20 protein-coding genes, 1 pseudogene and 1 riboswitch are annotated in these 20,002 nt (G+C 42.1%); of the genes and pseudogenes, 10 read left to right on the plus strand and 11 right to left on the minus strand.

Features of this window, described 5'->3' with window-relative positions; translation table 11 throughout:
• Positions 1–16 precede the first annotated feature (16 nt).
• Both TOL9009_RS0125635 and TOL9009_RS0125640 read left to right on the plus strand, forming a co-directional pair.
• Complete coding sequence (locus TOL9009_RS0125635) at positions 17–265, plus strand: hypothetical protein (RefSeq protein WP_029635806.1); 249 nt, start codon at positions 17–19, stop codon at positions 263–265.
• A gap of 22 nt (positions 266–287) precedes the next feature.
• Positions 288–1,145 (plus strand): nitrate ABC transporter ATP-binding protein, encoded by an 858-nt coding sequence (locus TOL9009_RS0125640; RefSeq protein WP_029635808.1) that lies wholly within the window; start codon positions 288–290, stop codon positions 1,143–1,145.
• Here TOL9009_RS0125640 and TOL9009_RS49675 read toward each other — a convergent pair.
• The 3 genes from TOL9009_RS49675 to TOL9009_RS46180 form a co-directional block, all read right to left on the minus strand.
• Positions 1,114–1,248 (minus strand): hypothetical protein, encoded by a 135-nt coding sequence (locus tag TOL9009_RS49675; protein WP_260675942.1) that lies wholly within the window; start codon positions 1,246–1,248, stop codon positions 1,114–1,116. The two genes, TOL9009_RS0125640 and TOL9009_RS49675, sit on opposite strands and share 32 nt — an antisense overlap.
• The gene (gene iscB, locus TOL9009_RS0125645) at positions 1,238–2,530 is read right to left on the minus strand and encodes an RNA-guided endonuclease IscB (RefSeq protein WP_029635810.1); all 1,293 of its coding nucleotides are present in this window, start codon (positions 2,528–2,530) and stop codon (positions 1,238–1,240) included. The genes TOL9009_RS49675 and iscB overlap by 11 nt, the downstream gene beginning before the upstream one ends.
• 221 nt (positions 2,531–2,751) lie before the next feature.
• Complete coding sequence (locus TOL9009_RS46180; protein WP_242055324.1) at positions 2,752–2,913, minus strand: hypothetical protein; 162 nt, start codon at positions 2,911–2,913, stop codon at positions 2,752–2,754.
• Positions 2,914–3,097: 184 nt separating this feature from the next.
• Here TOL9009_RS46180 and sat point away from each other — a divergent pair, with 184 nt between their 5' ends.
• From sat to TOL9009_RS0125670, 4 genes are all read left to right on the plus strand, one after another.
• Entirely contained in the window at positions 3,098–4,288 is a 1,191-nt protein-coding gene (gene sat, locus TOL9009_RS0125655; protein ID WP_029635812.1) for a sulfate adenylyltransferase, read from the plus strand.
• Between the two features lie 118 nt (positions 4,289–4,406).
• On the plus strand, positions 4,407–6,578 hold the full coding sequence (locus TOL9009_RS0125660; RefSeq protein ID WP_029635814.1) for a caspase family protein: 2,172 nt from the start codon (positions 4,407–4,409) through the stop codon (positions 6,576–6,578).
• Between the two features lie 174 nt (positions 6,579–6,752).
• On the plus strand, positions 6,753–7,841 hold the full coding sequence (locus TOL9009_RS42310) for a tetratricopeptide repeat protein (protein WP_051503028.1): 1,089 nt from the start codon (positions 6,753–6,755) through the stop codon (positions 7,839–7,841).
• A gap of 236 nt (positions 7,842–8,077) precedes the next feature.
• Positions 8,078–8,950, plus strand: a complete 873-nt coding sequence (locus TOL9009_RS0125670; RefSeq protein ID WP_029635816.1) for an S-methyl-5'-thioadenosine phosphorylase — start codon at positions 8,078–8,080, stop codon at positions 8,948–8,950.
• Between the two features lie 27 nt (positions 8,951–8,977).
• On the opposite strand, the pseudogene TOL9009_RS49680 reads toward TOL9009_RS0125670, so the two are convergent.
• Positions 8,978–9,070 (minus strand): annotated as a pseudogene (locus TOL9009_RS49680) (MarR family transcriptional regulator); the annotation flags it as partial.
• A gap of 103 nt (positions 9,071–9,173) precedes the next feature.
• Between TOL9009_RS49680 and TOL9009_RS0125675 the strand changes: the two are divergent.
• Together TOL9009_RS0125675 and TOL9009_RS0125680 are read left to right on the plus strand one after the other, a co-directional pair.
• On the plus strand, positions 9,174–9,392 hold the full coding sequence (locus TOL9009_RS0125675) for an addiction module protein (protein WP_029635818.1): 219 nt from the start codon (positions 9,174–9,176) through the stop codon (positions 9,390–9,392).
• Between the two features lie 2 nt (positions 9,393–9,394).
• Positions 9,395–9,691 (plus strand): type II toxin-antitoxin system RelE/ParE family toxin, encoded by a 297-nt coding sequence (locus TOL9009_RS0125680; RefSeq protein WP_029635820.1) that lies wholly within the window; start codon positions 9,395–9,397, stop codon positions 9,689–9,691.
• A 142-nt stretch (positions 9,692–9,833) separates the two neighbouring features.
• On the opposite strand, the gene TOL9009_RS40470 is transcribed toward TOL9009_RS0125680, so the two are convergent.
• The 6 genes from TOL9009_RS40470 to thrB form a co-directional block, all read right to left on the minus strand.
• Positions 9,834–10,031: a hypothetical protein gene (locus TOL9009_RS40470; protein ID WP_029635822.1), complete on the minus strand. Its 198-nt coding sequence runs from the start codon at positions 10,029–10,031 to the stop codon at positions 9,834–9,836.
• A 128-nt stretch (positions 10,032–10,159) separates the two neighbouring features.
• Positions 10,160–10,301: riboswitch (cyclic di-AMP (ydaO/yuaA leader) on the minus strand.
• 371 nt (positions 10,302–10,672) lie between these two features.
• Positions 10,673–11,737 carry a ParM/StbA family protein gene (locus TOL9009_RS0125690; protein ID WP_051503132.1) on the minus strand — a complete coding sequence of 355 codons (1,065 nt, stop codon included), beginning with the start codon at positions 11,735–11,737 and terminating at the stop codon, positions 10,673–10,675.
• 457 nt (positions 11,738–12,194) lie between these two features.
• Complete coding sequence (locus TOL9009_RS0125695; RefSeq protein WP_029635826.1) at positions 12,195–13,205, minus strand: hypothetical protein; 1,011 nt, start codon at positions 13,203–13,205, stop codon at positions 12,195–12,197.
• A 375-nt stretch (positions 13,206–13,580) separates the two neighbouring features.
• Positions 13,581–15,194, minus strand: coding sequence for an NAD(P)H-quinone oxidoreductase subunit 4 (locus TOL9009_RS0125700; RefSeq protein WP_029635828.1), 1,614 nt, complete (start codon positions 15,192–15,194; stop codon positions 13,581–13,583).
• 254 nt (positions 15,195–15,448) lie between these two features.
• Positions 15,449–15,931, minus strand: coding sequence for a hypothetical protein (locus tag TOL9009_RS40475; protein WP_313770078.1), 483 nt, complete (start codon positions 15,929–15,931; stop codon positions 15,449–15,451).
• Positions 15,906–16,829, minus strand: coding sequence for a homoserine kinase (gene thrB, locus TOL9009_RS0125710; RefSeq protein ID WP_029635830.1), 924 nt, complete (start codon positions 16,827–16,829; stop codon positions 15,906–15,908). Before thrB ends, TOL9009_RS40475 begins: the two co-directional genes overlap by 26 nt.
• A gap of 449 nt (positions 16,830–17,278) precedes the next feature.
• On the opposite strand from thrB, the gene TOL9009_RS0125715 reads away from it, so the two are divergent.
• A complete protein-coding gene (locus TOL9009_RS0125715) occupies positions 17,279–17,491 on the plus strand; it encodes a helix-turn-helix domain-containing protein (protein ID WP_029635832.1) in 213 nt (70 codons plus the stop codon).
• A gap of 134 nt (positions 17,492–17,625) precedes the next feature.
• Here TOL9009_RS0125715 and purN read toward each other — a convergent pair whose 3' ends face one another.
• Positions 17,626–18,282 (minus strand): phosphoribosylglycinamide formyltransferase, encoded by a 657-nt coding sequence (gene purN, locus TOL9009_RS0125720; protein ID WP_029635834.1) that lies wholly within the window; start codon positions 18,280–18,282, stop codon positions 17,626–17,628.
• 474 nt (positions 18,283–18,756) lie between these two features.
• Between purN and TOL9009_RS0125725 the strand changes: the two genes are divergently transcribed.
• The gene (locus TOL9009_RS0125725; RefSeq protein ID WP_029635836.1) at positions 18,757–19,902 is read left to right on the plus strand and encodes a sulfate ABC transporter substrate-binding protein; all 1,146 of its coding nucleotides are present in this window, start codon (positions 18,757–18,759) and stop codon (positions 19,900–19,902) included.
• The last annotated feature ends 100 nt before the right edge of the window (positions 19,903–20,002 follow it).

A 20,002-nucleotide genomic window follows, 5' to 3' on the forward strand; every position in this document is an offset into this window, starting at 1 on the left:
TCCTGAACATTCCGACTTGAAACAGGAACGTTCTCACTTAAAACAAGAACGTTCTCACTTAAAACAAAAACGTTCTCACTTGAAACAAGAACGTTCTCACTTAAAACAAGAACGTTCTCACTTGAAACAGGAACGTTCTCACTTGAAACAGGAACGTTCTCACTTGAAACAAGAACGTTCCTACTTGAAACAGGAACGTTCCTACTTGAAACAAGAACGTTCTCACTTGAAACAAGAACGTTCTCACTTGAAACAAGAACGATGACCTTTTTAACTTCTAAAACCCCATGCAAAACCGAACTTACAGAGCAACCGACATCGGACAACCATTAAATACTCAAATTAACGACGTCCGCAAGCCTTTTCTCGAAATTAAAGACGTTTCCAAAGTATATCCGACCAAGAAAGGACCCTTCACCGTACTTGATGGTGTTAACCTGAATGTGGGACAAGGGGAATTTATCTGCGTCATCGGTCACTCAGGCTGTGGTAAATCGACACTGTTAAATATGGTATCCGGTTTTAACTTTCCCACTTCCGGACAAGTGCTGCTAGAAGGAAAACCGATTACCAAACCCGGTCCTGATAGGATGGTTGTATTTCAAAATTATGCCTTGTTACCTTGGCGGACTGCCTTTGAAAATATATACTTGGCTGTGAATGCTGTTTCTCCCAACAAACCCGAAGCCGAAAAAAGAGCGATCGTCCGGGATCATTTAGCGATGGTGGGACTAGGTGACGCAATGGACAAAAAGCCACCGCAGATGTCTGGGGGGATGAGACAGCGGGTTTCTATCGCTCGTGCTTTGGCAATTCGTCCGAAAGTTTTAATTTTAGATGAGCCATTTGGGGCGTTAGATGCTATTACCAAAGAAGAATTACAAGAAGAATTGCTGAAAATCTGGGGTGATAACCGCTGTACAGTGTTGATGATTACCCATGATATCGATGAAGCGCTCTTTTTAGCAGATAAATTGGTGATGATGACCAACGGTCCCCATGCGAAAATTGGCGAAGTGATGACTATTCCTTTTGCCCGTCCACGCGATCGCTCTCGGATTATGGAAGATCCCCAATATTATCAACTGCGTAACTATGCTTTAGACTTTCTCTTTAACCGCTTTGCCCATGATGATGTAGGTTAGCATCCAATACGGTTCGGTTAATTTTATCTGAACCGTAATGTACACTTGCTGTAACCAACTCGTAGCGATCGCTATTCCTCAAAGAACGCAATTTACTGGACATTAGTGGAAAAAAAATACATGTATCCGTCATTGCGATGCACCGACTTGCAATACTTGTAGCGGACTGGGCTAACCTTCTGTTTTGGCGTTTTCATCTCAAAAACTCCGCTTTCCCTAACAGTTAACCTGCCAATATGAGTACCTGCAAACTTGCCAGAGGGAAGGATTGCTCGCACCATGTCGCCAGTCTGAAAGCCAAAAAAAGTCTTACATCGCGTTTTATGTCTTATGGGAAAACCATATTTATTTGGTGTACACATCTGGCGGCTACCCCACCCCTTAGCGGTAATTAGCAAGGGTTGAGAGGCAAGAAGTTGCAAGCTTTCTACCATGCCCACTGCTGCGGCATCTATCCAATGCTTTTTTGGAAGTTCAAGGCGAACTCGATTATATTTAGTCCTGCCTCCCGTCCCAATTTCTAATGGCAGTTCCGTCTTTTTTAGTCTGTCAAACAGTGCCCAACGAGTTGAATTAACAGCAGCAGCATCTTTTAATGGCTGCTTTGCTTGACTTAAAATCCGAGAAAGGATGGCAGGCTTTTTGGCTAAGAACTCTTTAATATCTAGGTTTCCTTTGGCTTGATTACATTCATGACAAGCAAGAGTTAGATTGGAAACTCTATCAGTTCCACCTTTCGATTTTGGGTGAATGTGTTCAACCTCAAAGGGGACGTTTTCGACACCGCAATAAGCACACTTTCTATTCCACTTTTCGAGCAAATACTCCCTTGTTTCATATCCGGCAAGGGTTCCTTGTTGATATTCCTTACCTGATATTTCAGGGTTCTCTGTTGCTTGAAGATCGAATTTTACTAATTCTTGAGATATACCAGTGATTGGTACATATCGGATTATTCTGTTTACCCAAGTCAAAATGTTTTTGATTCTAGACTCTAGGCTTGGAGGTAGCCATCCCTTCTGCCTAGTGCGGTTAAGAAAGCGCGGCTGCCTGTACCTAGTTTTGCGATTCCGACGGTTGCAGCGAATGGCTCTGCGAGATTCTAAGTCATTTTTTATCTGCTGACCCCTATGAGTTAATTCAGCACCCCAAATAACCTTATCTTCTTGCAAAATTGCCAAGCCACTCACTTTGGAACCTGGGTCAATTTTTAATTGATGTGGCTTGACTTTAGGATCAGAAATTATCTTTTTTAGAATGAGCGTAAACGGATAACGTCGATAAACAGCAGCATGTCCTTGGTTCAATAATCGCCTTGCTTGTCCTGGTGGAATAGGGTCAAGTGGTTGCTTATTAGCATCAATTAGAAATACAAAATTAGACATTTTGTCCTCTGATTTAACTCAGGTAAAGTTTTCCTCTCCCAAGGGGAGACGCTTCGCGAACGCCAATGTTTTGAGAACTTGTTAAGTCAACCACGCTCCCTTAACCAAATACAGGTGTTTGATGGTTGACGACAGAGCTACAAGCTGGAAAGCACCCGGAGGTGTCATGATTCTCAAAACGTAGTTTTCACGCTTGGCTGGCTACCTGTCCAGTAGCAGTACTAGTTGTCTGGTTCTGTCCACTGTTTGGTGAATAGCTTTTCTCCCAATTCAAGCAAGATAGACTCAAATTCCTCCCAAGTCACATCCTCGATAGTCACTGCACTTCCAGGAGATAGCCGCATTTGGCTGACAGGTTTAACTACGGGAGATATAGCAGTCATAAGGGGCAATGCTCGTTGACTGTTTTAATGTTAGCGGTTAATTGTTAGTAGTTGGCTGATGGTTGTTAGTAGTTAGTTGTCTCCCCCCCTCCCCCTTTCCATAATCTTTTTTTCTCTACGTACCAGCATTTTGATAAATTAGTACGTGGGTTGAAAATAATTACATTGCAAAAAAGGGGTTACGTTGACTTACTATCCAGATACCATTGCCCCCCACGGTGGAGAGTTAGTGAATCGCATCGCTACCGCAGAGCAAAGAGAGGTATTTCTCTCCAAAGCTGATGTTTTGCCGCAAGTGCAGCTTGATGAGCGAGCGGTTTCTGATTTAGAAATGATCGCGATCGGTGCTTTTAGTCCTCTGACGGGTTTTATGAATCAAGAAGACTACGATCGCGTTGTCAGCCAAATGCGTCTCACTAACGGTGTTGTGTGGTCAATTCCCATTACACTGTCGGTAACTGAAGAAATTGCTTCCCCCCTGACTGAAGGCAACTTGATTCGGTTGGATAATTCCAAAGGTGAGTTTATCGGGGTTTTGCAACTGACGCAAAAGTATCACTACGACAAAAAGCGCGAAGCAATTAATGTCTACCGCACCGATGATATTAACCATCCAGGGGTACAAGTACTATATAAGCAAGGTTCTGTAAATCTGTCCGGCGACATTTGGCTATTGGAACGGAAACCCCATCCCCAGTTTCCCACCTACCAAATTGATCCAGTCGAATCACGAGAGATGTTTAAAGTCAATGGCTGGAAAACAATCGTTGGTTTCCAAACTCGCAACCCGATTCACCGCGCTCATGAGTATATCCAAAAGTGCGCTTTAGAAACAGTGGATGCTTTATTTTTGCATCCTTTGGTGGGAGCGACGAAAGATGATGACATCGCTGCTGATGTGCGGATGCGCTGTTATGAAATTTTGTTGGAACACTATTATCCGCGCGATCGCGTAACTTTAGCAATTAATCCCGCAGCCATGCGTTATGCAGGTCCACGGGAAGCGATTTTTCATGCTTTAGTCCGCAAAAACTACGGCTGTACCCACTTTATCGTCGGACGGGATCATGCTGGCGTAGGTAACTATTATGGTACATACGACGCTCAACATATCTTCGATGAGTTTGATCCTAATGAGTTAGGGATTGTGCCGATGAAGTTTGAACACGCTTTCTATTGTACGCGCACCAAGCAAATGGCGACAACGAAAACCAGTCCCAGCAAACCAGAAGAACGGATTCACTTGTCGGGAACAAAAGTACGCGAAATGCTGCGTCGAGGTGAATCACCTCCACCAGAATTCTCTCGTCCAGAAGTAGCAGCAGAGTTGACACGGGCAATGCGCGTGGAAGATAGCTGGTATATGCATATATAGTAAAGTTAAACAAGTCTAAGTTTTTCTTTACCCTACAGACTTCAGCCCTTTAAGCTGATAGCTAATGTTCCTTAGACCCGAAGTGGCTCCTAGTAGGGTAGGTTGATAAATAATAATGATGAAGCGACGAACGTTTTTACAACGGATTGGCTTTATAATCGCGGCGTTGGGAGTGACTGAGGCTGGGTGGTTGTCCTTAGGTAATCGCTATTACCAAGCTTTGGCACAACCCAGCCCGCGTAAACTGGCATTATTGATCGGTATCAATAAATATCCCCAAAATTTAGCACTTGCTGGTTGTTCAACTGATGTCGAACTGCAAAAGGAACTTTTGATTTACCGCTTTGGTTTTCAAGAGTCAGATATTTTGACTTTAACTGATGAACAAGCGACAAGAGAAGCCATTGAAAATGCTTTTTTAAATCATTTGGTTTTGGATGCTAAACCATCAGATGTGGTTACATTCCACTTTAGCGGTTATGGTAGCCAGATTAAATTAAACCCAGCAGAAGAATCCCCAGTAAACACTCTCATTCCCTTTGATGGAACTTACTTATCAGAAAATAACAAAATAGTCAATTGTTTATTAGAAGAAACATTGATGTTATTGTGGCGATCGCAGACTGCACGAGCAACAGCAATACTCGATACGAGCTATTATGCTCCATTAGTCGCTCCTTCAACAGGATCGCGAATTCGCGCCTATCAAATGCCAGCAGAAGCGGAATTAGCAACAGCAGAATTAGACTTTCAAAAAGAACTTAAAAGTAAAACCGAGGGTATAAGCGATCCAACCCCACCGTTACTGCTATCTGCCACCTCGAATTCTCAAGAGTTTGCCAGGGAAATACTATTATCTGGTTTCAGCGCTGGATTATTTACCTACGCTTTGACGCAGTATTTGTGGGAAGCAACTCCAGCAACAACAATTATTCACACTTTGTCGCGGGTAGGAAGTTCTATCCGCCAACTTGATGGGAAACAGCAGCCAGGGTTATTAAATAGGAAAAAAAATCAATCAAGGTTACTGAGCGATAATTTGATTGCAGAAAGCATTATTGGTGCTGAAGGGGTAGTGATCGCAACAGAAGAAAACGGCAAAACGGTTCAAGTGTGGTTAGGTGGGATACCTCCACAAGTGGTGGAATATTACGGAGCGAATTCGCGACTAAGTTTAGTCACAGAAAATGCCGATATACAAATTGTATTGCGATCGCGTAACGGATTAATCGCAAAAGCGCAAATCTTCAACGAAACTGAAAGTGCAACTCCTTTACAAGTCGGGGAATTAGTCCAAGAACAAGAGCGAGTTTTACCCAAAAATATTAACTTAAGCGTTGCTCTGGATACTAAACTAGAAAGAATTGAGCGCGTAGATGCTACTAGTGGTTTTGCGACGATTTCTCGCATGTCTATTGTAATTGCAGGAGAACAACCAGCCAATTATCTATTTGGGAAATTACCAGAAATAAAACCTTCTGATTCCCCAGCATCTCCCACTCGCTACGGTTTATTTTCTCTGACAGGGGAATTGATTCCCAATACCGCCGGCGTTGAGGGAGAAGCGGCAAAAGTTGCAGTACAACGCTTAGGGGGAAGATTGCAAACTTTGCTAGCAGCGAAATTATGGCGACTGACAGAAAACGAAGGTTCTTCTCGCTTGGCACTCAAAGCTAGTTTAGAGATAATTAAGGGTATTACGCCTCGCGTAGTCATGGAACGGGAGACAGTGCGAGTAACTGGACAATCGAATCACAAATTACTCAGCAGTGAAGCCAGATATCTTCCCATCGTACCAATAGGTAGCCGATTGCAATACCGCGTAGAAAATTTGAGCGATCGCCCGATATATTTCATGCTGCTAGGATTAAAGAGTCTTAGAACAGCGATCGCATTTTACCCCCCTTCCCGCAGCCAAGAACTTAACGCCGAAACAAAACCACAGTTCAAACAAGTCGTCATCGCCCCTGGTGAAATTATCACCTTACCAAAAAGTGCCACTAACTCGGAATGGGTAATTCCCGGTTCCGCTGATGAATGCGAACACCAAGTAATTTTTAGCACCGCACCCTTCACCCAAACCCTCGCTGCCCTTCAAGCTGCTAAATATTCCACCGCAGATAAACAACCCATTATCGAATTGTCGAAACCCTTAGAAGTAGCCCAAGCCCTTCTCCTTGACTTACACAATGCCAGTGCAGCTACCGAAACAACAAGCCAAAGTAGCGATTTTTACGCCTTAAATGTGAATAATTGGGCAAGCCTCAGCTTTATTTTTCAGGTGGTTTAATAATTAGAAGTTGTAGAGACGTTCCGCCGGAACGTCTGTACTAAAGTTAGGAGTCAAGAGTCAAGAGTAATTAAGCACTTACACTTTCTCTTCTCTTACTTTTAAATTTGCGTAATTTACTTAGTTAGCTTTGTATATAACTATGTATATTGAGCTTATATTAGGGAAATTTTCATGGGAATCAAGAATCGAGTTGCCTTAGCGCTCTCTCTCATTCTATTATCTGCTAGTGCTGCTACAGCCCAACCGAGCCAAACACCTACAGCGATACCAACCCTATCGGCTCAAGAAAAATTAGAAATAAGCGATCAAGTTGACCAGGAAGTAGACCGTGCTTTTGGGCACACTACAACCATGCTGAATATTATGCTAGTTGTATTAACTCTGTTACCAATTTTAGCCGCTGCTGGTCTTTGGCTACTTCGTCGCAGCGTAATTAGTGAATTAGTAGCGGAAACAAAAAAGCGATTAGAGGAAGAAGTAGACGCACAACTACAAAAAGAAGTAGCAATAGAACTGCAAAAACAAACGGAAGCTTTTAAACAAGAATTAGAAAACTTAAAGTCAGATTTTGTCGGACAATTATCTCAATTAAACAACCTTTTTGTAGATGCCCAAACCCAAAAAGAGCAAATTTTTCAACAAATTTCTGCATTGACACCTCCTCCTACATTAATCCAAGATTATATTCATCCAGAAATACAGCAAAAGCTTCAAGAATTAACTGCACAACTAGATAAATTAAAAGGTGGTAATCCGCAACTGTTTTTTACAGCAATTGATTATTTAAAACAAGGTGATGCTCTCTTTGTTGAAGCTAGATATAACGAAGCATTTGCCAGTTATAATTTAGTAATTGAAAAACAACCGGAAATTTCTTGTGCTTGGGTAAATCGTGGCTGGACGCTGAGAAAATTAGGGCGTTACGAAGAAGCAATTTTATCCTATGATAAAGGAATTGAAATACAATATGACCAATATATAGCCTGGTTTGGTCGCGGTAATGCCCTGAGAAAATTACAAAGATATAATGATGCGATCGCCTCCTATAATAAAACTCTAGAACTTCAACCTGATTTTCATTGGGCTTGGCATCATAAAGCCCGCTGTCATGCATTACAAGGTAATCATGATTTAGCATTTGAAAGCCTGCAACAAGCAATTAATTTAAAAGTTGATAAACACCGAGAATTAGCAAAAACTAATTCCGACTTTGACGCCATTCGCCAAGACGATCGCTTTAAGAAATTAATAGAAGGTTAGCTTATCATAGCCGGCGCTCGTCTGGCTTTCTACGCGCAACGCCCACTTGCCCTTCCAGGGTAAGGCTGTTTCACTCCCAAAAACAGGTAAAATAGCAAGTGTTGAGGGGGTAAAAATCATAAGTGCGAATCTGATTGAAAATTGCCTTCACTTGACTATTGACTGTTGACTATTGACTAATCCCCAATTCCTAGTAAAATAACTTGGCATTGTCGCAAATTTACAGGTTAAGAATCATGGCTCAAGCGAAGATTGGGATTATTGGTGGCAGCGGTTTATACAAAATGGATGCACTTAAAGATGTAGAGGAGGTGCATGTTGATACACCGTTTGGTTCACCGTCTGATGCTTTGATTCTGGGAACTTTGGACGGGACGCAGGTAGCTTTTTTGGCGCGTCATGGTCGCAATCATACGCTTTTGCCTTCTGAATTGCCGTTTCGTGCGAATATCTATGCGATGAAGCAATTGGGTGTGGAATATTTAATTTCCGCTAGTGCAGTGGGATCGTTGAAGGAAGAAGCTAAACCACTGGATATGGTAGTTCCAGATCAGTTTATTGATCGAACCAAAAATCGGGTTTCGACTTTCTTCGGGGAAGGAATTGTCGCTCACATTGCTTTTGGCGATTCGATTTGTGCTAATTTAGCTGGTGTTTTAATGGATGCGATCGCTTCTCTCAATTTACCAGATGTCAGCCTGCATCGCGGTGGTACTTATGTGTGTATGGAAGGACCAGCATTTTCAACTAAGGCAGAATCACATCTTTACCGCAGTTGGGGTGCCACGGTAATCGGGATGACCAATTTACCAGAAGCGAAATTAGCGCGAGAAGCAGAAATCGCCTATGCAACTTTGGCACTAGTAACAGATTATGATTGTTGGCACTCAGATCACGATAGTGTAACGGTGGAAATGGTGATTGCAAATTTACAGCGAAATGCGGTAAATGCTCAAAAAGTGATTCAAGAAACTGTCCATCGTTTGAGTCAAAATCCGCCGTCTAGTGATGCTCATTCAGCCTTGAAGTATGCGATTTTGACTAATTTAGAAAAAGCGCCGGCGCTAACGAAACAGAAGTTAGAATTGCTGTTGCAGAAGTATTTATAGACACGAACTGATCAGCATTCAAATTAGACTATTTTCGCGCATATCCGCTCGGATAAACCGCATCACCAATGGAATCGCATCCATTACTCGATTGGCACATTCTTGAGACGGTTTATCCAATTTCGGCTAGTTTTTCTCCTAATTCGATTTATGCTTGAATATTTTCGTCTGCCTAACCCATTAGGTATATTTGAGGTGTACTAATAAAATGGGTTTTGGCTATATGGACATTGCTGTCACTTTGAACGAGATTAAAACTTTAAGCATCGAAGATAGGATTCGTTTAGTGCAAGCAATTTGGGACAGTATTGCAGCAGAGCAAATTTACCCCGAGATCACAGAATTGCAAAAGCAAGAAATGGATAGTCGCATTACCGATTATGAAGCTAATCCTGAGAATGTGTTGACATGGGAAGAAATTAAAGCCTCGATCAAGAGATAAAAATGAACTACGTATTAGTATTTCGTCCAGAGGTGCGTGACGAATTGGATGAGGCTTATAACTGGTATGAAAGTCAGCAATCGGGACTTGGAGATGATTTTTTAGATTGTGTTGACGATAAACTGAATCAAATTTGTCTTCTTCCTGAAGCTTATGCTGTAGTACATCGGGATGTTCGACGTTCATTAGTGCGACGCTTTCCCTATGCTGTATATTACTTCTTTGTGTCGAGTCGAGTGATTGTAATAGCAATTTTCCATGCTCAGAGAGACACACAAGCTTGGCAGAGTCGAACCTAGCACTACACAGGTGACTGCAAAACAAATCAGCTCTATTCTGACCGAAGAGGCAATGCAGCAGTGAAACACGCTTGCTGATAGCGATCGCTTTTTCCCTAATCAAACCGCTGCAAAACATTATCCGTGTTTTCCCAGCTATAAATTAGGCTTTCTTAATGGATTTAGACTTTAATTTGATTAATCGCTCAATGCAAACTTTACCGAAATTCAATGCCTCAGCATCTGTGAGAAAATAGCTTTGGGATTCTGGATACTGTTTTTCTTCTGCCTCAGTATAATCAACACTAACGTCGTTCAACTCAGTGTTCGATTCCGGTATCGACTGTTTGTAATTAATCATCCTAGCCTCCGTGTATTTGTTGCGGTTGGCGAGGTGGGTGAAAAAACAGAATACATCACTGCTAATAATAACAGTAATGCCAGTTAGAAGAGCAAAAAGACAAATGCTTAAAAACAAGCTTATGTCAAAGGTACTACTCCCAATGCCGACGGAGTTAGCTGACGGGCTAAGACTGGAAGGTGTCTTTCTCTAAAAAGAGATTCGCCCCAATTACTGGTTCCTCCGCTTCTAATCTAGCGAAAGCTAGATTGAATTAGGCGATTTTACCCACTTACTTGATTAATAAAATATACTGACACGCTTGAATAGTCAAGAGGGGTGTAAGCTCGGAAATTACTTAGGGTTTACCATTGGATCGCGGTGGGAAGGAGACAAGGAGACAAGGGGCACAAGGGGACTCCTTAGAGAATAATTCTTCTTTCTCCCCATCTCCCCCTCTTCCTTATCTTGCAATTCCACCTACAAGTGCAGCTTGGTTATCGCTCTTTACTATTAGACATCTCCGAAAAAGAATATAAAAGCCTTGTGCAGTAAGGGTTGACACCTCATTTCCGTAGATGTCTATTGTAGAGACGCCTCTGCGCGGAACGTCTCTACTGCATAACGTGATATTAGACAATATTTGGGGAATTTCTCAGCACTTACGCAAAAAGTCTCTTAAATTCTATTCCTAACTGCGCCTCACCATAAATATACTGCCCCAAAGCGTTAGCTTGGCGAGAGGGAGCAGCTAGGTGGGCATTAATCTTCGCTTCTTTGAGCAGCCGTTGCATATCTTCCCAGAAGAATTCACCACCACCCCCAGTGATAATCACATCAGTGACACATTCTGGCACCCATGCTAGCACGCGATCGCATATCTGACGATAAAACTGCTCTGTAAAACAGGGGAGAAAATCATCTAGGTTAGTTCGTTTTCTAGCACTTTTAGGAAAATAGAAGCGATCGCCTTTGGGCTTGTTTACGGCTGAAATTAACTCTAAAGACTGACTATCACCTCCTTCAATCTCTTTGGCAAGTATTTCATAAAACTGGCTCATCGCAAAGTCTTTGCTCTTAGAATCGCGTGCAAAAAAGCGGAAGTTATGAACCATTAAAAAATTGATGGTTTGATGTCCGATATCGACGACCGCCACCGAAACTTTGGTAAAATCGGGAACTCCGGGTCCTTTTTTCGGTTGAGCTTCACACCATAAAAGACTGCCATAGCCTTCTGGCATTACCCATACCTTAGAAATATTTAAATAAACAGATTCACCACGGAAGTTCATTACATGAGGACCAGCAATCATACTAATTAACTGTGCTTTCTCTATCTCAAATTGTTTTGAGCAGAAGAAAGGTAAATTGATCACTACGGATATTTCATCTTTAAGTTTAAAATAGCCAGCACTTGCCAAAACTTTAATCAATGCATCTTCTAGCTTAGATTGCCCAACACCGAGATTTGCACCAAAGTCAGCTGCTAATTGACCAACAAGATAACCACTGCCTTGATGTTCCAGCCACAAATCCATTAAAGGGTCAGTAGCTCTAGCTTCAAATACATCACTACGAATTTCTTCAAATGAAATTTGCTTCACATTGGCAGGTATGAACATCACATTGTTCGGTTCGCGGCTTACACAAGTCTTGGTGGAAGTTCTACCTAAATCAACACTGAGAATGTTGGGTTTGACAGAGTTGATTGTTTTAGTTGCTGCTATTGCTGTTAAAAGACGTGCATTGTAGTCATCAGGAACAATAATTAACTCCTCTTTTAATTCGTAGAGAACTTGATTAGTTTGTTCCACTGCTGCTTGAAATTTTTTTAAAGCATCTGCTGTAGGTTCTCTATCAATCTCCCACATTAAGGAAATGAGATTTTGCTGCAATCGGACTGCGAAACGCAAACAGTCTTTTTCAACTTCATCTAATGCGTGTTGGCGAGTTAAATCATTAATCTGCCTTTTGCTTTCATCGGCAAATTCATAATATTTTTTCTCTAAATTTGCGTATTTGTCCGTTAATTCATTGGCAACTTGTCTGTGATGCTTGGCTGCTTGTCTGTCCTTTTCGCTAGCAGCATGAGCAGTAAAAGCACCTGCAACAGCACCAACCGCTGCCCCTATAGCACCGAACACAAAAGGTAGTATAAAAATCATGGAATTTTTGACTAATTATCTAGGAATGAGGAGGAAGGGAAGCAAGTTGAGAATCAGGCAATAACTTACTATCTGCTGATGTGAGTCCTAAAGATTCAGCAATAGCAACTGATTCACGTAACCGTTGCATAGCTGCCTCTACTCCGGGTGCAATTGGACGATTTGTAATTTCTTGATTAATTGTTTCCGCTTCAGCCAAAAACTCTAAATTTTTATTATGTTCATAAATCAGTTCATTTTCAATTGCTTGCAAATGCTCTAGTTCTTGCTGAGTTAAAGATTCATAATAGATTCTCACCGTTTGTTTATGGTCATCGAGGATTTTGAAAAACTCGTAAACCATACCCACAGCACCAACAACAGCTAAAACTGGTGCTGCTGTAGTTAATGCGATCGCTATTGGTGGACAAGCTGCTGCTACTGTTGTAGTTGTAAATGTCGTTGCACCCCCAACCAGACCACCTATGACGGTATCTTTTAATGTTGCTGTAGTCGCTTCCTCTGCGGAGATTTCTCCTCGGACTACGCGCAATGCATTAGTTAGAAGCGAAAAAGGTGCGGTGACAGCCGCACCCACAGCAGCCCCCAAAGGTGCAGCTTGAAAACCTGCTTTGACAGCACCTGTCAGGTTGTCAAACTGCCATTTGGCATTCAGTCTCATTTTTTCCTGCCGAGTCATGGTTTTATTACCACGAGTTATGTTGTCTTTGGCATTCTCCCATTTGATATTGTTGGGGTTATTAGACCCTCCTTTGCTGTGGGGTTCGATGTGACTAGCGTGCTTATCAGATAGATAATTTTCGGCGTTACTAACCGCAGATTTGCCGTCCATGCCTACACGCTGAGATGGAGGAATCTTCTCTAACATTTCTTGGGCTTGTACCTTGGTTCTTATCGGTTCACCAGATCGAATCCCACCTTTATCTAATCTATCCTTTAATGTTTTGGATAAATCCTGCAATTGGGCATGTTGAACTTTAATATTGGCAGCGGCATTAAAAGCGGAATTACGCTTAAGATCGTCAGACATAAGTAACCAATCGAGTGTGATATATTACGTTTTCTTGCTTCATACCAAAGCATGGTATTAGCTTATTTTCTTATGGTTCCCATTTAGACATCAGATCCGATCACATAATGGTGTTTTGATTTTTCAAAGCTTAGTGGCGGCGATAGCAATTTATAGGTCAACCGTGCATTTATAGAGTTACTATGTAACCTTCATTTTAGTGAATATCTCAAAGCTAGGCAGGGAAAGCTTTTACAGACTATCTAGTATGATTTTACAAGGATCTCGGTAATGCCAAATAATCATCCCAAAAAGTTGTGGGGATGATTACCAAATCATCCCCACATTCCCCTATAATTAGAATTTACTTGCAGCACCCTTAATTAAAACTTATATTTATTCAGCAATATCAACTAAACTTTCAACCTGAGAATCAGCCAATGTCGGAGAAGTAAAAATACGAGAGTAGAGACTTGATGGCTGTTGCTCCGCAAATACTGGCAAAACCTGACGCGCATGAGTTGCAACTTCCACTGCCTTAACATCATAAGTCTGCGTTGCTAACTTAGGATAGAAGCCGATACCGATGATGGGAAGCAGCAGACAAGCAGTAATAAATAACTCGCGGGGCTTGATATCAGGTAGTGTAGCATCTATTTGTAACTCTTCATTTTGCTTACCGTAGAAGACTTGACGCAGCATCGATAGCAGGTAAATTGGAGTCAAAATCACACCCACGGCTGATAGCAGGACGACTACAACTTTGAAGCTAGAACTGTAAACGTCACTGGAAGCGATACCGATAAATACCATCAACTCACCGACAAAGCCACTCATTCCTGGTAAAGCCAGAGATGCCATTGCACCGGCGGTAAACACTGCAAAGGTTTTGGGCATTACTTTTGCCATACCACCCATTTTATCCATCACCAAGGTGTGAGTGCGTTCGTAAGTTACCCCTGAAAGGAAGAACAAGCTAGCGGCAATTAAACCGTGAGAAAGCATCTGTAACACTGCACCACTCATCCCAATTTCAGTGTAGGAAGCGATGCCAATCAGCACAAACCCCATGTGGGCAATGGAAGAGTAAGCTAAACGACGCTTAAGATTAGTTTGGGCAAAGGCACAACAAGCACCGTAAACAATGTTGACTACACCCAAAATCGCCAGCATTGGAGCAAAGTAAACATGGGCATTAGGCAGCATTTCCATATTGATGCGGATGAGGGCATATCCTCCCATCTTCAACAATACGCCTGCTAAAATCATTGAGCCGGGAGCTGATGCTTCACCGTGGGCATCAGGTAGCCAAGTGTGTAAAGGGAAAATCGGCAGCTTTACCCCGAAGGCAATTAAGAAACCTGCGTAAGCCAACATTTCTATAGCTTTGGGATATTGCCTCATTCCCAGAGTTGCCATGTCAAAGGTGACGGTATCTCCAGAGAATGCGATCGCAAAACCCCCAATCAAAATAAATATTGATGCAGCAGCTGTGTAAAGAATGAATTTAGTAGCTGCATATTGCCGTTTCTGTCCTCCCCAAATGGAAATCAGCAGGTACACCGGCACTAATTCGATTTCCCACATCAAAAAGAATAACAGCAAATCCTGAGCCAGAAACACTCCAAGCTGGGCGCTATACATTGCCAACATAAGCCCATAAAATAAACGCGGCTTGTTTGTAACTTTCCAAGCCGCGAATATTGCGAGGGTATTAATTAAGCCTGTCAACAGTATCAAGGGCATCGACAGACCGTCAAGTGCTAGAGACCAATTCAAACCCAACTGCGGTATCCAAGGATAGCTTTCTACAAGCTGGAGTGTTGAACTTTGAAAGTCGTAGTTTTGCCACAAGGCATAAATCATTAAGGCAAAGTCGGCGATCGCTATTCCCAAACCATACCACCGGACGGTTTTGCCCTCTTTATCTGGGATAAGGGGGATGGCTAGGGTAGCCACTACAGGCAACAGAACTATGGTTGTTAACCAAGGAAATTCAACGGCATTCATCACTGACAATCAATTTGTTTTTTCTCTTTTAATTACATTATATTAAGCAATTTATAGTTTTGTAAATCTTATTTTTCCCGAAACGGTCGAATCTTGAATAAAACTAAGAATAAATACTTATTTAAAACGATGAATCCATTCTAAAGTGAAGTTTTACTAAGTCAATAAAAAGCTGCCGCGATAAATCTTAATATAAATTCTGTCTTAAGGAGGATGTTTATAAAAAAAATGCAATAATAAAAACTTTTAAATCTTTAACCTATACGGTTGACAATTGTCCATACTTCAGAATCAGAGCGGACATGGGGAACGGAGATAGTTTTGAAACCAGTAATAAACGGCTTGCAATAAACCTGCCAATACATTGGACTAATGCGATCGGCACAAGCTTTGAGGATTCGTATTTCAGCTACAAGTTCCCCAGCTAGTTCATTTATGCGTTCAGCATGAATTTTAGCCAGATTTTTAGCAGACTCTAGCTGTTCTTGCTTTGAAAGTTGTTGCTCTACAAGAGAAAAAGGCTCTAACTGCGCTTGTTTGTTTTGTAATTGAGCTTTCAAAGCAGCGATCGCATCATTAATAGCCAGCCAGAGAAGCGCGTTCCTCCTGGAGAGCATCAATTTGAGAGCGAATCGCTGCAATTTCTGCTTGTATTTCCACAGCAAAACAAAGTCCTGAGTTTTAAGTAAGTGTAGAAAAATCTGGGGAATTTTATCCTTGAGTAGTGCTGATTGCACCTTGAGTATCAAGAGAAAGCGATCGCATAATCGCTGTAACTCCTTCAAGCTTCCAAGCTGCTGCCATCGCTGTCGCTACAGCTTGCGAGTGCAATTCATCTGTCAAGGCTAAAAGCGTCGGTCCTGCACCACTAATTACCATGCCATAAGCCCCTTTTGACAGCGCAGCTGAATTTACAGCATCGTACCCCGGAATCAGCACTTTTCGATAAGGCTGATGTAACTTATCTTGTAAAGCTGCCTTTAACCAATTACTGTTGGCAGTTTCCAAACCGCGCAACAATAAGCCCAAGTGTGCAGTATTGAAAATTGCATCCGCACGACTTACTTGATTTGAGAGAACTCCCCGTGCTTCTTTAGTTGAGAGTTCAAAATCAGGAATCGCTACCACTGGCACAACCTGGTTATGCCAGGGAATGTCACAAATTTCCCAAGCGGTGTCAGTAGTAGCAGCGAGACGACATCCACCCAACAAAGCGGGAACGACATTATCGGGATGTCCTTCGATAGCGATCGCTAACTCCATTACCTGCGACTGACTTAAAGGTTCACCTGCCAACAAATTAGCACCAACCAATCCACCAACAATCGCTGTTGCCGAACTACCTAAACCCCGCGCTAATGGTACACCCATTTTAATCTCGATTTTTACAGATGGCGGTGTCTGCTGCAAGTGTTGATAGAAAGTGACAAAAGCCTGATAAACTAGATTACTCTCATCAGTTTTAACTTTTTCAGCCTCCGCACCCGTGACAGAGATAATTACCCCACCTTTGTCAAGACGAGTGAACTTAAACTCATTGTAAAGCGTCAAAGCTGCGCCAATACAATCAAAACCTGGTCCTAAATTGGCAGTTGTGGCGGGAACGGTAACAGTGACACAAGAAACAATAGACATTTATAAAATACTTTGCAATCATTAATCAGCATCTCACGTAATTGATTAATTTGATTATGAATAATTTAAATGCAGGACAGATGTGATCGCCCATTAGCCCACTTTCCCAATCTATCTTTCAACAACAGCGGCAGTTTTTTTAGTTTACGGAAAGTGAGAAAGGCGATCGCGCATTACTCGAGGCAACTGAGCCTCAAGCATACGTTTCTGGTAAATTCAAATCAAATATAATATGATCTACCGTAGGTAGCAATTGCCGCAGAATCTGTAGATAGGCATCTGCGTCATGAGCAATCCTTCCTATGATTATGGGATGTGTTATGAATAGCGATCGCTCTCAAGTTTTCCAGGCTAGACGAGCGATAGCTTTTGATGTGTTTTTCTTTAAGGTGAGTATTCACCTTTACTATACATCCTATAGGTGAATACTCACCTTTGTCAAGATATGGATGGGACGAGTTAGACTGCGAATTCGAGAATTAGCTCAGAAGCGGGGTTGGACACTTCAAGATGTAGCTGACCATGCTGAAGTCAACTACAACACAGTCAAGAGTTATGCTCGACGTGATGACGGCATGAATACAGTTGATTTAAGTGCAGTCTATAAAATAGCTCGTGCTTTAGAGGTGACGATTGAAGACATGATTGAATTGATGGAATAGGCAATCTTTCATCTCCAGAGTCATAGGTAGAGACGTAGCACTGCTACGTCTAATCAAGGGTTTCGGGCAACGCATAATTAACTTCTGGAGATGTTTATTGGGAATGGGCTTTAGTTGGGAACTATTGCGTATATTCACACAGGCTTTAGTGTAACTTGTAATTGATATTGAGATGCAAGTGCGATCGCAATCGGTAAAATTCGATGTTCTTCAACTTGAATTCTGGTGTGAAGCGTTTCTGCTGTATCATCAGGCAACACTGGCACCGCAGCTTGCATCAAAATTGCACCGCTGTCCATTTCTAAACACACCAAATGCACCGTACAGCCGGCAATTTTCACACCAGCAGCAAGAGCTTGTTCTACGGCATTTACTCCTTTAAAACTGGGCAATAAACTCGGATGAATATTGATAATCTTATCAGGAAAGGCATCAATTAAAATCGGTGTAACCAATCGCATCCAACCTGCCATAATCACCCATTCAACATCGTATTGCCGCAAAGTTTGCACAATTACTCGATCAAATTCTTCGCGAGTTTTGTATTTGCGGTGATCTAAAAATATAGATGGCACACCCCAATTTTTAGCGCGTACTGCTGCTTTTGCTGAGGAATTATTGTAAATCAAAACTTGAATTTTAGCGGCAAGTTCCCCATTTTTAATTGCTTCGGCAACTGCTTCAAAATTGCTGCCATTTCCAGAAGCCATAATTCCCAATTTTAAAGGTGCTGACATCAGCTTTTTTGGCAAAATATTGGGTGATATCAAGCTGGGGGGAACTGAATTCATGACGAGTGCTTTGTTAACGTAAAAAACTGGAACCAATAGAGGACTTACGCACGGACTACGTATTTCCGTCATTGCAACCGAAGCAATCTCAAAGTCTTGTTTTCTCGTGACTGAGTGCGTAAGTCCTACAATACAGTTAGCTTAAGCCTACCGTTCACGATGAAGGCGATCTTAACCAAACCCTATTGATTTTACCTGAAACAGCAATTCATCTCACACTGACCTGGGTACAGGTTCAGTGTTGAGATGAATAGAGAAGTGAGGTGAGGAGCCTAGTCTGACCAAATTTCTCGCGTCGCGAAAACTTTAGCTTCATTTCCACCGCTTTGAGCGATCGCTATTCACCTAGACAAATCTCCCAATTCTCCATAAAAAAAGTGGAGATTATCTCTTGCATTTTTAGTTCCAGCCCTGTAATATCTATTGCACGGTATGTTTATCAATAAATAGTAGATAGATTAGGAGCATAAGATAATGAGTTATTGGCAACGCCGAGTTAAGCAATCGGGGCTTACCATTGAGCATTTGAGCCGTAGACTCAGATTGCGTTCTTTTAAAGGCTTTATATCGATGTTTTTGGTGGGAGCGATATTGAGTGTAGCGATCGCCTCCTGTTCTGGTGGAAATGCCGATAATGCTAATAGCGGTGCGGGTTCTGGTGCTAGTCCTGTTGCAGCTAACAACAAAGACGTTGAATTAACCCTCGTTTCCTTTGCAGTCACTAAAGCCGTTCACGAAGCAATTATTCCTAAATTTGTCGAACAGTGGAAAAAAGACCATAACCAAAACGTCACCTTCAAACAAAGCTACGGAGGTTCTGGTTCGCAAACTCGCGCTGTTATCGACGGTTTAGAAGCCGATATCGTCCACTTAGCACTAGCATTAGACACCCAAAAAATTGAGAAAGCTGGATTGATTCAACCAGGATGGGAAAAAGAAGTCCCCAACAATGGCATTGTCTCAAAATCAGTTGCCGTCTTAGTCACCAGAGAAGGCAACCCCAAAGGCATCAAAACCTGGGCAGATTTGGGTACAAATGGTGTCAAGCTAATTACCGCAGATCCGAAAACATCAGGTATTGCGCGTTGGAATTTCCTAGCACTATGGAATTCAGTAATTAAAACTGGTGGAGATGAAGCGAAAGCGACTGATTTTGTCACCAAAGTTTATACAAATGTGCCTCTTTTGACCAAAGATGCCCGTGAAGCTAGCGATGCCTTCTTCAAGCAGGGTCAAGGAGATGCCTTAATTAACTACGAAAACGAAATTATCTTGGCACAACAAAAAGGCGAAAAAGTAAGTTATATCGTCCCTGATGTCAATATATCCATCGACAACCCCATCGCAGTCGTAGACAAAAACGTTGATAAGCACGGCACAAGAGAAGTAGCAGAAGGTTTCGTCAAATACCTTTATAGCCCGCAAGCGCAGCAAGAATTCGCCAAATTAGGATTTAGACCAGTAGACGAGACACCACCTGCAACCAAAGAACTAGCAGGCAAATATCCCAAAGTCAAAACCCTTGGTACAGTTGGTGACTACGGTGGTTGGGATACCGTGCAGACAAAATTCTTCGCAGATGGTGGTCTTTTCGACAAGATTCAAGCTCAAAAGAAATAGTTATTTTTCAGAGGGGGAAAGGGTAAAGGGGAAAGGGTAAAGGGTAAGAAAAAAGAAATATTTCTCCCCCTTGTCCCCCTTGTCCCCTTGTCCCCTTGTC

The organism is [Scytonema hofmanni] UTEX 2349 (genome assembly GCF_000582685.1).
In the GTDB taxonomy this organism is placed as follows: Bacteria; Cyanobacteriota; Cyanobacteriia; order Cyanobacteriales; family Nostocaceae; genus Hassallia; species Hassallia hofmanni.